Genomic DNA, 14,872 nt, shown 5'->3' with positions numbered 1-14,872 from the left:
CGAGCCCTTCCCGGCCGGGTACGAGACGGCCGCGGCCTCGGTGAACGGGTTCGGGTACGGCGGCGCGAATGCGCACGCGATCCTGGTGGAGGCACCGCAACGTGCCGAATCGGGCGTGCGGCAGGCGCCGGCCCAGGTACTACCGATCTCCGGACGCAACGACGCCGGCGCGCGGGCGCTGGCCCGCGAGTTGCTTCCGCTGGTCACCGACCCGACGGTGGACCCGGCGGCCTTGGCCGACGGCATGTGGTCGCGGCGGGCCCAGCACAACTATCGGTTCGCCGTGCCGTTCAGCGACCGCGCCGACCTGAGCTCCCGGCTCGCGGCGGTGGCCGACGGATCGGTCGCCGGCGGCCGCGCGATCAACGACGGGAGTGCGCCGGTCTTCGTGTTCAGCGGGATGGGTCCGCAGTGGTGGCGCATGGGTCGCGACCTGCTGGAGGCGGACGGGCCGTTCGCCGAGGCCGCAGCCGAGATCGACCAGGCCTTCCGCGACCTGACCGGCTGGTCGATCATCGACGAGCTGCGCAAAGACGAAGCCGACTCCCGGGTGACCCGCACCGAGGTCGCCCAACCTGCGAACTTCCTCGTCCAGGTCGGCCTGACCGCCGAACTCGCCCACTACGGCGTGCGGCCCGGCGCGATCGTCGGGCACAGCGTCGGCGAGGTGAGCGCCGCCTACGTCAGCGGCATGCTCAGCCTGCAGGACGTCGTCAAGGTCAGCTACCACCGCTCGCGGCTGCAGGCCACCACCGCCGGTTCGGGCGGGCTGCTGGCGGTGGGGCTGAGCGAGGAGGAGGTGCAGGAGTGGATCGGCGGTCGGCAGGATGTCTGCGTCTCGGCGGTGAACAGCGAGTCCGGTGTGACGCTGGGCGGTACCCACGAGGCGATCGCCGAACTGGACGAAACGCTGGCCGACGAAGGCATCTTCGTCCGGAAACTACGGGTGGAAGTGCCTTACCACTCGCACCTGATGGACCCGATCCTGCCCGCGCTGCGCGAGGAGCTGTCCAGCCTGACCCCACGCACGCCGGTTTGTCCGCTGTACTCGACGGTGACCGCCGCCCAGGTCACCGGGCCGGACTGGGGCGCCGAGTACTGGCCCGAAAACGTCCGTCGCCCAGTGCGATTCGGTGACGCGGTGGACGCGCTGGTCGAGGCCGGCCATCGGGTGTTCCTGGAGATCGGCCCGCATCCGACGCTGTCCGGAAACATCAAGGAGGTCCTGCTTCGCAAGGGTGAGACGGGAACCTCGATCGGCACCCTGAGCCGCAACGCCGACGACCGGGCCAGCATCCGGACCGCGCTGGCCGACCTTTACGTCGTCGGTGCTCTGGACAGCGAACGCGCTCCCGGCGCGTCGGACGGCGTCGCGCCGCACCGCCCCCTGCCGGTGCACCATTTTCAGCGGCAGCGGATGTGGTCGATGGAACAGGCGGCCACCGACTTCCATCTGGGCACCGGCGGTGCGCTCGCGCTGCCCGGCGACCCGGTCGACGCCGGTCAGCCCGAATGGCGGACCGAGCTGGCGACGGCCCGGCTGCCCTGGTTGCGCGATCACGTCGTCGCGGGCCTGGTGGTGCTGCCCGGCACTGCCTACGTCGATGCCGCGCTCGCCGCGGCCGCCCAGCTGACCCGAAAGCCCGCCCCGGCGCTGGACGACGTGCGGTTCGTCAGTCCGCTGGTGGTGGAGGCCACCGAAGTCCCGACGCTGCGCCTGAGCGTGGAGGCCGCCAGTGGGCGGTTCACGATCAGTTCGCGGACCAACCCGGAGGCCAATTGGACCGGGCACGCGCACGGGCGCGTCGTGGACGGCGCGATCCGGCCGACGCTGAGCCTGCCCGAGCTCACCGACCTGACGACCGTGACCGCCGATGCGCTCTATCCGCGTTTGGCCGAGCGGGGTCTGGCCTACGGGCCGGCCTTCCGTCGGATCGTGGATGCGCAAGTGGACCAGGACCGGGCGGTGGTTCGGGTCGACGCCACCGACACCGGCGTCGCCACCTCCAACCACCAGGCCCACCCGGCGGTGCTGGACGCCGCCCTGCAGTGCGTGGCTGTGCTGGAAGGTGCCGACGCCGGCGCCGTGGGGGCGGTGGTTCCGGCCGGGATGAAGCACGTGCGCCAGTTCGCGCCGCTGACCGACCAGGTGCTGGTCGGCGTCACCCGCCTCGCGCCGGAGCCCAAAGAGGCCGCGCTGGTCGCCGACGTCGTGATCACCGACCCCAACGGTGAAGTCCTGGTCGAACTGCACCGGGTGCAGTTCCGGCCGATCACGCCGTCGCGGCCGGTGCTCGAGGAGCTGGAACGGCTGTGGATGGAGCCGGTGTTCGAGGAGCGGCCGCCCCGGCATACGGCCGCGAAGGCCACCGCGCTGGCCGGCGAGCGGATGTTGCTGATCGCCGCCGGTGAGCAGTCCACCTCGTGGGCCCGCGACTACGCGACCGAACGCGGCACCGAGGGCGTGCTCACGGTCCGCGGCGACGATCCGGAACAGATCTGCGCCGAAGTCGAGGCCGAATTGCGCCGGCTGCTGGCGGCCGACGGAGACGACACCCGCCCCATGATCGTCACCCTGATCGCGGTCGCAGAGGAGGGCTCGGCGCGGGACCCGATGGCGCGCGTCGGCGAGTTGCCCGCGATGCTGGGCGGGTCGGCCCGCGCGATGCAGAACGTGCAGGACGAGGCGCTGCTGGGCGGCTCGGACCTGCCGATGCACGGCCTGGTGATCACCCGCGGCGCGGTGCAGGTGCCGGGCGACCAGAACGAGCCGGACTTGGCGGCGGCCGCCCTGGTCGGCGCCCGCCGGGTGCTGCGCAACGAGCAGCCGAACCTGAGCTGGCGGATCGTCGACGTCGATCACGCCGGCCAGCTGTCCACCGTCGTGCTGGAATCGCTGGTCACCGAGGCCTACGCGAGCGACGACGCGGACGAGGTGGCCCTGCGCGACGACGTGCGGAAGGTGATCGTCAACCAGTCCAGCCTGTCCGGCCGCCTGGAACCTCTCGAAGAATCCCAGCCGCTGGACGACCTGGACACCAACTTCGAGATGGAAGCGCCCCCCGGACGACTCTCCGACCTCTTCTTGCGGGAGATCCCGCGGCGCGCCCCCGGGCCCGGTGAGATCGAAATCCGGATGGATGGCATCGGCCTGAACTTCAAGGATCCGATGAAGATCCTCGGTGTGCTCGGTGAGGCCGAGCTCGCCGGCACCTGGTTCGGCACGGAACTCGGGATGGAGGGCATGGGGGTCGTCACCCGGATCGGTCCCGGGGTCAGCGGGTTCACGGTTGGCGAGTCCCGATTCGTGAGCGTCCCGGGGATGGCCCGCCGCTACATCACGGTCGGACATGACGCGGGTGCCTTCGAACCCGGCGACGGCCTGTCGTTGGAGACGTGCGGGTCGGTCGTGGTGTTCATGACCGCGCAGTACGCGCTCAAGCACGCGGCCCGGGTGCAGCCCGGCGAGTGGGTGCTGGTGGCCGGCGGCGCCGGCGGCGTGGGCATGGCCGCCGTGCAGGTCGCCGCCAAGGCGGGTGCTCAGGTGATCGCCACCGCGTCCTCCCCGGAGCGCGCCGACCTGCTGCGCACGCTCGGGGCCAAGCACGTCATCGACTCCCGGTCGCTGTCGGCGGTGGAAGAGGTCCAGCAGCTCACCGGGGGGCACGGCGTGGACGTCGTGTTGAACTCGGCTCCCGGCGAGGCGGTGCTGGCGCTGATGGAGGCGGCCGCGGAGTTCGGCCGGGTGGTCGAAGTCGGCAAGACCGAGATCTTCGGCGGCCGGCTGATCGACATGGGGGTCTTCAACAAGAACCTGTCGCTGATCTCCGTCGACATGGATCGCATGATGGCCCACCGAAAAGACCTGGCGCAGCAGGTAAGTCGCGAAGTTCTGGCGTCGCTGCGGGCGGGGGAGTACGAGCTGCTGCCCACCCGGATCATGCCGGTGTCGCAGCTGGCGGATGCCTTCAGCCAGGTGGCCCGCTCGACCCATCTGGGCCGCATCGTGCTGGACTTCAACGAGCCGGAGCCGCCGATCAAGCCGGCCCGGCCGGTCACCGAAATCCGTTCGGACGCGGCGTATCTGGTCACCGGCGGGCTCGGAGACTTCGGCCTGGCCACGGCAAAGTGGTTGGCCGCCAAGGGTGCCGGCTGCATTGTGCTGGCGGGTCGGCGTGGTGCCGCCAGCCCCGAGCAGCAGGCCGCGGTGGAGGCGCTGCGGGCCGGTGGCGCCGAGGTGCGCGTCGAGCAGCTGGACGTGGCCGACCGGGCCAGCGTGGACGCGCTGCTGGCCCGGCTGTCCGACGGGCCGCCGCTGCGCGGCGTGTTCCACGCTGCCGGCGTCCTGGCGGACGAGCCGGTCACCAAGCTCACCCGGCAGGGCCTGAACACAGTGCTCTCGCCAAAGACCAAGGGCGCGTACATCCTTCACGACGCGTTGGCAGGCACCGAGCTCGACCACTTTGTGCTCTACAGCTCGGTGACCAGCCAGGCCGGGACCATCGGGCAGACCAGTTACGCGGCAGCCAATGCGGCGCTCGACGCGCTGGCCCAGTACCGAGCGAGCCGTGGACTGCCGGCGCTGTCGGTGAACTGGGGATCGCTGGAGGGAGGCATGGCCGCGACCAGCGAGCAGCTCGCCGCGTTCCTGGCGCTCAACGGCGTGCATCCGCTGGCCCTGGACGCCGCCTGCGCGTATCTGGACGTGGCGATCGGGCTGCGCCCAGTGCAGGCGGCGATCGCCGACGTCGACTGGGCGGTGTGGGGTGCGCTGTACCCGACGTCGTCAGGCACTGCGCGATTCGCCGAGCAGGTCAAGGCGGCCAAGGTCGCCGACGAGGCCAGCGGGTCGGTGCGCGCCGAACTTTCGGCGATGTCGAGCGAGGAGCGGGCCGAAGCGGTCACCCACCTGCTTTGCGAACAGCTGGCCGCGGTGTTGGGTGTGCCCGCCGAAATGGTCGACCGGGACGCCCCGCTGACCGAACTCGGCTTGGACTCGCTGATGGCGGCCGAGCTGCGCACCAGGGTCAACGTCGCGCTGGACGTGCAGATCTCGGCGATGGAGCTCAGCCGCGGCGGGGGAGTGGCCTCGCTTGGCGCGCGGCTCGCCGACCAGCTGGTGGCCGCCGCGCTGTGAGGTGGATGTCCTTTTGTCCGCCTCTGCGCGACAACGGAATTCGTCGCTGATAGCCGGTGGGCTGGCGTGGCACGCCGGTCTGGGTGTGGCGGGCGGCGAACATCAGCGCAACCGCGTACAAGTTGCTGCTGACCCGGTCGTAGATTTGTCGGCCGCGCTCTCGCTACGCCAGGCCGCGTCGACAGCGCGACGGTATGAGTCAACGTGCGCGCGGTGACGGAAGTGACAGGTGGGATCGCCCGCCTGCTGAACCAAGCCCTACCAGGTGTCGTCGAGCATGTTCGCCGACACGTCAAGACGCTTGAACTCGTTGTTGCGGTAGCGCTCGACGCACGCGGACCGCCGCACCTTGCCGCCACTGGCCACCGGAAGCGCCCCGGGCGGCACCGGAACCAGATCGGTGACGCGCAGCCCGTGCGAGGTCGACAGCGCCGACATGATGTCCCGCTTGATCGCGCGCAACCGGGGGGTCGGTCCGTCGGCGGAACCCGTTTGCTCCGTGGTGAGTTCGACGATCGCGACCAACTCCTCGTCCGGATCGCGCGGCACCGAAATCACAGCGGCCTGCCCTGAGGTGATCTTGCTGATGGTGGCCTCGATGTCGTCCGGGCAGTGGTTGCGCCCGTCGACGACGAGCACGTCGTCGGCGCCGGCAGCGGCCTCGTCGTCGAACTCGTCGTCGGCGTCGACCCTGACAAACCCACCGCTGCGGTACATCTCGACGCACGTGGCGCGCCGGACCTTGCCGCTGGTGGTCAGCGGCAGCGAGCCGGGCGGGACCGGCAGGAATGCCTCCACCCGGACCCCGTGGCCGGTTGACACCGCCGAGATGACCGCGCGCTCAAGCGCTTCCACCTCCTCGGCGACCTCGTCGGCGGAGAAGCCGTCGGGCAGCACCTCGGCGATGACCGCCAGCTGCTCACCCTGGTCGCCGGGGACGGAGATCGCTGCGACGCGGCCGCCGGTGATGTCGCCGACCGTCGCCTCGATGTCGTCGGGGTAGTGGTTGCGGCCGTAGATGATCAGCAGGTCCTTGATGCGGCCCATGATGAACAGCTCGCCCTCGCTGATCACGCCCAGGTCGCCGGTGCGCAGCCACGGGCCTTCGGGCGTACCCGCCGAGGGGTCGACCAGACGAGCCTTGAAGGTCCGCTCGGTCTCGTCGGGCCGCTGCCAGTAGCCCAGCGCGTTGTTGTCGCCGTGCGCCCAGATCTCGCCGACGGTTCCGGCCTGCAGCTCGGTCCTGGCCTCCGGGTCGACGATGCGGACCAACGGCGACTCCGGCACCGCGTAGCCGACCAAGCCCTGGTCGGTCCCGCCCGCACAACGCTCGGCGACACCGACCGCCAGCTTCTCGGTGTCGAAATGCGCGACGTTCGGGTAGGTCTCGGCCGGGCTGGCCGCCACGTACACCGTCGCCTCGGCCAAACCGTAGGACGGGCACAGCGTCTCGGGGCGTAGACCGCAGGGTGCCAGCCGATCCGCGAACCGACGCAGCGTCGCGGCGTGCACCCGCTCGGCTCCGCTGATCACATGCCCGACGTCGCTGAGGTCGAGCCCGACGAGATCCTTATCGGTGACCCGGCGCAGCACCAGGTCCAGCGCGAAGTTCGGGGCCGGGGTGAACACCTTGGGGTAGGCGGCCATCAGCTGCAGCCAGCGGGCCGGGCGCATCAGGAATGACATCGGGCTGAACACCACGGAATGCAAGCCGGCCAGCATCGGCGAGCTGACCCCGATCCACAACCCGAGGTCGTGGTAGAAGGGCAGCCACGACACCATCGTGGTGTCCGTCGGCGCGGCCTTGTCGGAATCGCCCCAGTAGCAACGCATTACCTGCTCGAAGTTGGCGGCCAGATTGCGGTGCGAGACCATCACCCCGGCGGGCGTGCGCGTCGACCCCGACGTGTACTGCAGGTAGGCGACCTGATCGTTCAAGTCGCTCAGGTCATGGCGGGTGAACTTGGTCGGGGCCACCCGGTCGAGCAGGTCGACCTCGATCACCGCCGGCGCCGGCCCGATGCCCCGCAGGTAGGGCTGCATCCCGGCGGATACCGCCGACGTCGTCAGCACGGCCGTCGGCGTCGAATCCGCCAGCACCGAGCTGGTCCGCTCGTCGTGCTCGCCGAGCTGGGGCACCGACAGCGGCACGGCGACCATTCCGGCCTGCAGCGCGCCGACGAACGCCACGATGTAGTCGAGGCTCTGCGGCGCGACGATCAGGGCCCGGTCGCCCTTCGAGCCGCTGCGGCCCAGCGCCTGGGCCACACCGCAGGAGCGACGGTAGAGCTGCGACCAGGTCAGCGTCTCCTTGGCGCCGGCGGGATCGGCGGCATAGTCGACGAACGTGAACGCGGGTCCGTTGGGCACCAGGCTGGCACGTTCGCGCACCACCGAGGGGATGGCGAACTCCCCGCCCGGGGGATCAGGGAACTGGGTCAAGACCGCCCGTCCGGCCCGGAATCTGCAGCTCGCCGGCCAGGTAGTCGGCCAGGGCGTCAATGGTCTCGTGGTCGAACAGCACAGCCGGGGACAGTCGCTTGCCGACCACCTTCTGCAGCGCACCCGAAATCTGCACGGCGTTACGCGAGTCCAGGCCCAGCGCGTCGAACGGCTTGGTGGTGTCGATGTCCTCTGGGGCACAACGCAACCGGCGGGCCAGGTCCTCCACCATCCACGACCGCAACGAGTCGTAGGTGAGCGGTCCCTCGATCTGCGGGTTCTGTTTTCCGAACATGGTCAAACCTCTTCTGTGATATCTCGGGGCAGTTGGGGATTCGCGTTGTTGAGTCTGTTTCGCCGCAACTTGTTGTTGATCGTCTTCTTGGGCGGCATGTGCAGGTCCCACACGACGCCCACCTTGGACAGGCCGTAGATGATCCAGGCGCTCATATCCGGTTCCCACCAACGCATTCCGTGCCGGTAGGCGCCCGGGAAGGCGTGGTGGTTGTTCTGCAGGCCCTCGCCGAAGGTCAGGAAGGCGACCGGCCAGTTGTTGGCGCTGTCGTCGCGGTTGGCGAACGGGCGCGACCCGACCATGTGGCTGATCGACCCGACGCACCACATCGCCTGGTTGGCAGCGCAGGCCCGCGCCAGGCCGCCGAAGATGAAGCCGGAGAACGCGGCCCAGGGCGTGCCGCCGATGGCCCACCCGAGAGCGCCCGGCAGCAGCAGTCCGGTGAGCGCCCAGATCTGATAGGTCCGGTTGTAGAAGTAGAGGCGCTGGTTGCGCAGCACGTCCGGCGCGAAGACGTTGAGCCGTGACTCCTGGTCGCTCAGCATCCACGGAATGTGGGCGTACCAAAGGCCTTTCATCGCTCCCCGGAAACCGTCTCCGCTCAAGTGCGGCGAATGCGGGTCACCCATCTCGTCGGCGTACCGGTGGTGGCGGCGGTGGGTTGCCGTCCAGTGCAGCACCGGGCCCTCCAGCGCCATCGATCCGGTGATCATCAGCACGCCCTCGAAGAACGGAGATGTCTTGAAGGACTTGTGCGCTGCGTAACGGTGGTAGCCGACCGTCACGCCGAAGATGTGGATCGCGTAGAACACCGCGAACAGTGTGTAGTCCAGGGCGGTGGCCTTGCCGATGATCATCAGGTAGATCGCGATGGCGAACCCGATGGTCGGCACCCCGATGGTGGCCCCCGCGACCACCTTTTTGGCGCGGGCACTCCTCGGGTCGAGCTGCACGATCGCGCGCAGCAGCGACTCGTCGGTGGTGCCTGTGGCTTTCATGGTTGTCACTGCCCCACCTCTTTGCGCTCAGAAGAATTGGCATATCGGACGTTTCGCACCAGTCCGGCATGGTCGAGCAACCTGATGAACTCCCCGGCCAGGTCGAGTTGCCACCAGTGTTGACGGGTCTGCGCCAGCACCGGCCGGGCGTGATGGTTGTTGTGCCAGGACCCGCCCATCGTGGGCGGCGCCAGCACCCCGATGTTGCGGCTCCCGTCGCGCACGTCGAACTCGCGGTTTCCGATCGTGTGGCCGAGCGAGTTCACTGCCCACACCGAGTGGTCCAGCGCAAAGATGCGCGCGAAACCGCCCCACAGGACGCCGCCGACGAAGCCGTGCAGCGTCTGCGTCACCGCCAGGCCGATCAGGCCCGGGGCCACGATGCCGAGCAGCACCAGCCAGAAGTACGCGGTATTGATCCATACGACGCGGTAGTCGGCCAGCCAGTCGCGGGTGTGCCGACTCCAGTCGATCTTCTTCACGGTGAACAGCCAGCCGAGATGGCCGTGCCACAACCCTTTTACCCGACCCTTCAAGCCCGGTCCGCGCGGTTTCGGCGAATGCGGATCGCGGTCGGTGTCGGCGAAGGCGTGGTGCAGCCGGTGGTTGGCGACCCAGAAGATGATCGGTCCCTGGGCGGCCATCGAACCGGCCACGCCGAGAAAGACTTTCACCGGTTCGGACGCCTCGAAAGAGCGGTGCGTGAAGTAGCGGTGCAGGCCCGCTTCCACGCCCAGCGAGGTGATCACGAACATGGTCAGGAACAAGGCCACGTCGGTCACCGTCAACCCGTCGTAGATCGCGTACGCGACGGCACCTATCGTGCCCAGCGTCGGCAGGCCGACGGTCAGGTAGGCGAGACGCGAGGCGAGCACGTCGCGTTCGGGTTCGGTGCGATCGGCCCGGGTTCGTGATTCTGCGGCGTCGGTGCTCATCCCGTGTACTCCATCGCTCGTCGGTCGGCGTGCATCACGGTCACCTCGCCCGACTGGAACATCCGCTTGGCCTCCTGGCGGCGGAGTTTTCCACTCGTCGTGGTGGGAATGGTTCGTTTCGCGCACAGGTGGACGTCGGGCCCGACGCCGAACTCTGCCGTCACATTGGTGCGTATCGCTTCGACGATCGCCTCGAATTGGTCGTCTGGGTCGTCCCCTTGGCCGGCTTCGGCGAGGACGACGAGGCGCTCGGAACCTTGAGCGGACATCGAGAACGCCACCGCCCGACGGATACTCGGAGCCGCGCGCCCGACGGCCGCCTCGACGTCCTGGGGGTAGATGTTGCGGGCGTTGACGATGATCAGGTCTTTGATGCGGCCGCTGATGTAGAGCTCGCCGTCGTGGAGGAAGCCCAGATCGCCGGTGCGCAGGTAGCGCCGGTCGTCGCCGGGGAGTTGGGCTCCGAACACCTCGCGGGTCACGTCCTCGCGGTTGTAGTAGCCGACGGCGACGCTGCGCCCGGTTACCCAGATCTCGCCGGTCCCGCCGTCCGGCAGTGGCAGCAGGCTGACGGGGTCGACGATCCGGACCGTGTGGCCGGCGTCCACGTCGCCGCAGCTGACCAGGTCGCGGCCGTCGCCGTCGGGCTGCGGGTCGCGTTCGGTGTGCCAGCGGGTCCCGCGACGCTTGCCCGAGACGAACAGCGTCGCCTCGGCCATGCCGTAGCAGGGGAGCATGGTTTTCGGATTGAACCCGAGCGGCACGGCCGCCTCCTCGAACCGCGTCAGCGTGTCGATGCTGACGGGCTCGGCGCCGCAGTACCACTCGGTGAGGGTGGACAGGTCCAGGCCTTCGGCTTCGCCGGCGTTGATCGCGTCGGTGCACATGTCGACCGAGAAGTTGGGTCCGACGGTGGTGACTGCCCGGTAGTCGGAGATCGCCTTCAACCAGAGCCGCGGCTCCTGAATGAAGTTCAACGGCGACATCAGTATCAGTGGCCAGCCGTGGTAGAAGGCGTACAGGATCGTTCCCATCAACCCCATGTCGTGGTACGGCGGCAGCCAGGACACGATGACGCGGTCCGGGTTCGGGCCCATGTTGCGCATGATCGCTTCGCAGTTGCTCACCAGATTGTCGTGGGTGAGGCAGACGCCCTTGGGAATTCCCGTCGAGCCGGACGTGTACTGGATCAGCGCGAGGTCGTCGGGGCCGGCCTGAACGGTCGGGAGGTCGGCGGCCGGCCAGGACGGCAGCTCGTCGGGGTAGCAGAGCTGGGGATCCAGGCCCGCCGGCCGGAGGCGTTCCTGCAGGGTCTCCATCGTCGCGCTGAACATCGCGTCGATCACGATCGCGTCGGGCGCGCAGTCGACGGTGATCGCGTGGAACCTGTCGAGCTCCCGTGGCCTCAAGGGAGGGAAGCTGGGCACTGGGACGGCGCCGAGCAGCATGATGCCGAACATCGCCGCGATGAACTCCAGGCTGGGATTTACCGCGAGCACCACGCGGGAGCCGGCCCGGACGCCCCGGTCGGCCAGATGTGCGGCGAACGCCGCCGATTGCGCGGCGACGTCGGCGTAGGTCCACCGGATCTCGGTGTTTGAAGTCCCGTCTGGGAGGAATAGGTATGCGAGCCGGTCGGACGAGGATCCGGCCGCCAGTACGTGCAGAAGCGTCGGAAGGTCGTCAGGCAATCTCGGCTCCCCACCCCGCGCTCGACCGAACCGGATCGCCCGGCAAAGGGCACCCGGGCGTGCGAGGTAACCACTCAACAGCCACGATCAACGGGATCCCCTAACCCAATGAGCCCGGCGGAACGTCTGACAACTTTGTATTGACGCCCGCGTAATAGCCGCGACTATAACGCCCGGTCGGTGCGGGCCGCAGGATATTCGGGAGCATTCATATTTACCGGTAACCCGACGGCCATAAATGCGGCGCAGCGGTCACTCGCGTCACACCTGAGTACCCGAAAAGGCCCGCACGCTGGGCGTGTCCGGATTCTGAGCGCGTGCAGGCGACGTTTACCCGGTGTTGGCGGGTGGCTTTCCGGCGGCGACGAACTGCAATGCGCGCTGTGTCTCTTGCTCGATGTCGACCAGGCCGGCCGACGAGAACAGGTCGACGAAGTCGTTCCGGTCGAACATCTTTAGTCCAATCATCCCAGCGCCTGCCTTCAGGGCTTTTTCGATCGGAGCCGCCTGCCCGGCGCAACTGGTGAGGATCGCGATCCGGCCGGCGGGCCGCAGCACCCGAACCATCTCGTGAGCGACCCGGAACGGCTGAGGCACCAGGTACAGCGCGCCGAAACAGCAGACGGCGTCGAATGTTTCGTCGTCGAACGGCAACATGTGGGCGTCGCCGCGGACATAACACGTGCGCGGCCCGCTGTTGTCCAGCACCGCGCGGCTGAGCATCGGCTCGGAGATGTCGAATCCCACCGCCAGGCTCCCCTGCGGCAATTGCTTTGCCAGCGGTCCGGTGAAGTTGCCCGGCCCGCAGGCGACATCGAGCAATCGTTGGGCAGTCGGCAGCTTGAGGGCTGATGCCGCGCGGCGCTGCTCGGCCCCGGCGGTGACGCCACTGGCCAGGTAGAAGGAGGTCGGACGCCACAGCCGTTCGTACACCGTCGCCACGAAGGGGCTGTTCATGGCCCGCTGGGCAAACGTCGGAACCGGAGAGCTCGTCGATTCGCCCAACACGTCGAGGAAACCATGGCGCACCACCGCGGTCCTGTCGAGCAGAGCGCGGGTCAACTCGAGCGGATCAGCACCGGCGTTCATCGTTGCCACGGTAGCGGGCTTCCCCGGCGTCCCGCGTCACGCTGCGTTCGCCCGGGCGGTCTGTTCTGCCGCGCCGGCCAGAGTTCTCGAATCCTTTACAGGTCTCCGTAGACTGGAAGTCTGTTAATTGACTACAATAAGCGGATTGGTATGTAAAGCTGAAGGCGAGAGCATCCCAGGTATTGCCACGCCGAGGTGCCCGGCCGTAGCAGCGACCCGCCATCTGTGTCGGCTTGTCAGGGGGAGCATCGGACCTTAGGAGGACAGCAGACAACTGGTTCGGGGTCGGCCGGCGGTGATTGGTCCACCGCCACAACAAGTTTCGGCGCCGAACCACAAAGGTGAACCAAACGTAGACATCTTTCTTCTTCACGTACAGATTGGCAACCGAAACATGACCAACGTTTCGTCCTCGACCTCAATCGAATCGGGTCACGGCGGGTCGACGCCTGTCCGCATCGAGTCGCCGGTGGCCGGCCGATGAGCACGAGGCGGATCGACGTCAGCGGTTTCCCGGAACTCCCGATCGGCCTGATCGACATCGCCTTGGGCACGCCTCCTGCCGACCTCATCGACGACAGCGTCGCGCTGCTGGTGCGCGGCGAGCAGGGGCCGCCCGCGGCGGTATTGAAGGTGGGCCGCGGCCTGCTCGGGGCCGCCGAATTGCGCACCCAGCGGCGCGTACTCGCCGAACTCGCCATCCACCCGGGCCTCGACGACGAATGGCGCGAACTGCTGCCGCGGATTGTGGCCTTCGACGAGCGCGCCGATACGACCGTGAGCGTCGAGTCGTATCGGCCGGGAGTGGACCTGGCTGACTTGCTGACTGGCCGGCCCAACCACGTCGAGGAGCTGACTGCGGCGGCCCTGAGCGCCATCGCGCCGCTGCACCGGCGGACTGCCACGCCCGTCGTCGTCGACAACGTCTGCTTCTTGCGGCGGTGGGTCGTCGAACCGGTGGCGGTTCTGATGGATGTTTGCCGCCGGCTGGATCCACACCTGCTTCCCCACCTGGAGCGGCTGGGCGGGATGCTGCGCCAGGCCGTGGTCGGTCGGCGCATCCAGGTGAGTTGGACGCATGGCGACTACACGCCCGGCAACGTTCGGATGGGCGGGGCGAGCGGCCCGGTCACCGGCATCGTGGACTGGGGCGGGGCCCGGCCCGGCCAGCCTGCGCTGATCGACGAGTACCTGATGGTCCTGACAGTGAGCTGCCAGATGGAGCGAGCGGATCTGGGCACACTCGTCGCCGAGCGGCTGCGGGTGGGTGGCCTCTCAGACCGTGAGCGTGCTGCGCTGCGCGTCGCCCGTGAGCGAGCCGACGCGGACTTCTGCGACAGCGAACGCGTCGACGAACGCGTTGCCATTCTGTTGACCTGGCTGCACCATGCTGCCGGTTTGTGGCACAAGCGCGCCACCCAGCCCAACCACCAAACCTGGTGGGCCACCCACGTGGCTCCGGTGCTTGACGTCGCCGCCGGGCTGTCCGGATTCGATCGTTCAAGCGCGCGCAATTCACCTTCATAAAGGAGATCGCTGACCAGGCGCACCCTTGGTCGACCGCTTGCCGTAGCACACCAGGCCGAGTCTCAACCTTTGGGATACCTGCAGATTCCATCCTTCCGGTTTTATTTGGTCGGTCGCATTGCTACCCTGCGACGCATGGCGGATGCGCGCTTAAGTGGCGAGGGCTCACCCGGCCACCCCCGCGACGGCGCTGGCATGCACGGGGGTCAGGGGATCGATCGGCGGCGTAATAGGACGTCCGGCGATTCGGCGTCGGACATCCTGGAACGCTTGCCCGCGGTGGTCGTATTGGAACGGATTCCGGTGCCCACGCTCGCCATCGCGCAGGAGGGCACCATCTTGTTTGCGAACACGGCGTTCGCCGACATGGTGGGTTACCAGCAGGACCGCCTGGCGGGGCTGGCTTTCCCTGAGATCTTCCACACAGTGCCGGCCGCGTTGTCCGCGCTGTTCAGTGTCCATTTGCTGGCGAATCTGGTGGTGGAGCTGCAGCACCGTGAGGGTTGGACGGTTCGGGCACGGATGAGTAAGTCGGCGCTGAAGCGGCGCGATGATCCGGTGGTGTTGGTGACGTTTGAGAATTTGACCGAGCGGCTGTGGCTGGACGAGCGTTAGCGTGCTTAGTTAGCTGAGTCGGTGGCTTGGGGGCGGCGTAGGGATTCGCGGGCGAGGAATTGCCGAAAGTAGGGCAGTGAGGTGTCGGCGACGATGGCGGGCAGGAGAAGTTCCAGGGATCGGGTCAGTCGGGTGATGTGATC

At 68.3% G+C, this 14,872-nt stretch carries 8 protein-coding genes and 1 pseudogene; 3 read left to right on the top strand and 6 right to left on the bottom strand.

Annotation, left to right across the window (positions count from 1 at the left end; translation table 11 throughout):
* Positions 1–5,137 (top strand): SDR family NAD(P)-dependent oxidoreductase (locus VML93_RS21680; RefSeq protein ID WP_325613850.1); only part of this gene is annotated, 5,137 nt, incomplete at its 5' end.
* A gap of 684 nt (positions 5,138–5,821) precedes the next feature.
* On the opposite strand, the pseudogene VML93_RS21675 reads toward VML93_RS21680, so the two are convergent.
* The 6 genes and pseudogenes from VML93_RS21675 to VML93_RS21650 all read right to left on the bottom strand — a co-directional run.
* A pseudogene (locus VML93_RS21675) lies at positions 5,822–7,579 on the bottom strand (AMP-binding protein); the annotation flags it as partial.
* Positions 7,563–7,874, bottom strand: coding sequence for an acyl carrier protein (locus VML93_RS21670; protein ID WP_325613846.1), 312 nt, complete (start codon positions 7,872–7,874; stop codon positions 7,563–7,565). The gene VML93_RS21670 and the pseudogene VML93_RS21675, both read right to left, overlap by 17 nt.
* A 2-nt stretch (positions 7,875–7,876) precedes the next feature.
* Positions 7,877–8,872, bottom strand: a complete 996-nt coding sequence (locus VML93_RS21665; RefSeq protein ID WP_325613852.1) for an acyl-CoA desaturase — start codon at positions 8,870–8,872, stop codon at positions 7,877–7,879.
* Positions 8,873–8,877: 5 nt separating this feature from the next.
* Positions 8,878–9,807 (bottom strand): acyl-CoA desaturase, encoded by a 930-nt coding sequence (locus VML93_RS21660; RefSeq protein WP_325613844.1) that lies wholly within the window; start codon positions 9,805–9,807, stop codon positions 8,878–8,880.
* Positions 9,804–11,498, bottom strand: coding sequence for a fatty acyl-AMP ligase (locus VML93_RS21655; RefSeq protein ID WP_325613843.1), 1,695 nt, complete (start codon positions 11,496–11,498; stop codon positions 9,804–9,806). The genes VML93_RS21660 and VML93_RS21655 overlap by 4 nt, the downstream gene beginning before the upstream one ends.
* 330 nt (positions 11,499–11,828) lie before the next feature.
* Positions 11,829–12,587, bottom strand: a complete 759-nt coding sequence (locus VML93_RS21650; RefSeq protein ID WP_325613841.1) for a class I SAM-dependent methyltransferase — start codon at positions 12,585–12,587, stop codon at positions 11,829–11,831.
* Positions 12,588–13,067: 480 nt separating this feature from the next.
* On the opposite strand from VML93_RS21650, the gene VML93_RS21645 reads away from it, so the two are divergent.
* Complete coding sequence (locus tag VML93_RS21645) at positions 13,068–14,114, top strand: aminoglycoside phosphotransferase family protein (protein WP_325613840.1); 1,047 nt, start codon at positions 13,068–13,070, stop codon at positions 14,112–14,114.
* Between the two features lie 213 nt (positions 14,115–14,327).
* Positions 14,328–14,729, top strand: coding sequence for a PAS domain-containing protein (locus tag VML93_RS21640; RefSeq protein ID WP_325613851.1), 402 nt, complete (start codon positions 14,328–14,330; stop codon positions 14,727–14,729).
* The last annotated feature ends 143 nt before the right edge of the window (positions 14,730–14,872 follow it).

The sequence above is a fragment of the Mycobacterium sp. genome (genome assembly GCF_035499775.1).
In the GTDB taxonomy this organism is placed as follows: domain Bacteria; phylum Actinomycetota; class Actinomycetes; order Mycobacteriales; family Mycobacteriaceae; genus Mycobacterium.
This window is presented reverse-complemented; position numbering and strand designations above follow the sequence as displayed.

Excerpts from the sequence above, each read along its gene's own strand:
- VML93_RS21670 (WP_325613846.1), bottom strand. The coding sequence starts at position 7,874 with ATGTTCGGAAAACAGAACCCGCAGATCGAGGGACCGCTCACCTACGAC.
- VML93_RS21665 (WP_325613852.1), bottom strand. The coding sequence starts at position 8,872 with ATGAAAGCCACAGGCACCACCGACGAGTCGCTGCTGCGCGCGATCGTG.
- VML93_RS21660 (WP_325613844.1), bottom strand. The coding sequence starts at position 9,807 with ATGAGCACCGACGCCGCAGAATCACGAACCCGGGCCGATCGCACCGAA.
- VML93_RS21650 (WP_325613841.1), bottom strand. The coding sequence starts at position 12,587 with ATGAACGCCGGTGCTGATCCGCTCGAGTTGACCCGCGCTCTGCTCGAC.
- VML93_RS21645 (WP_325613840.1), top strand. The coding sequence starts at position 13,068 with ATGAGCACGAGGCGGATCGACGTCAGCGGTTTCCCGGAACTCCCGATC.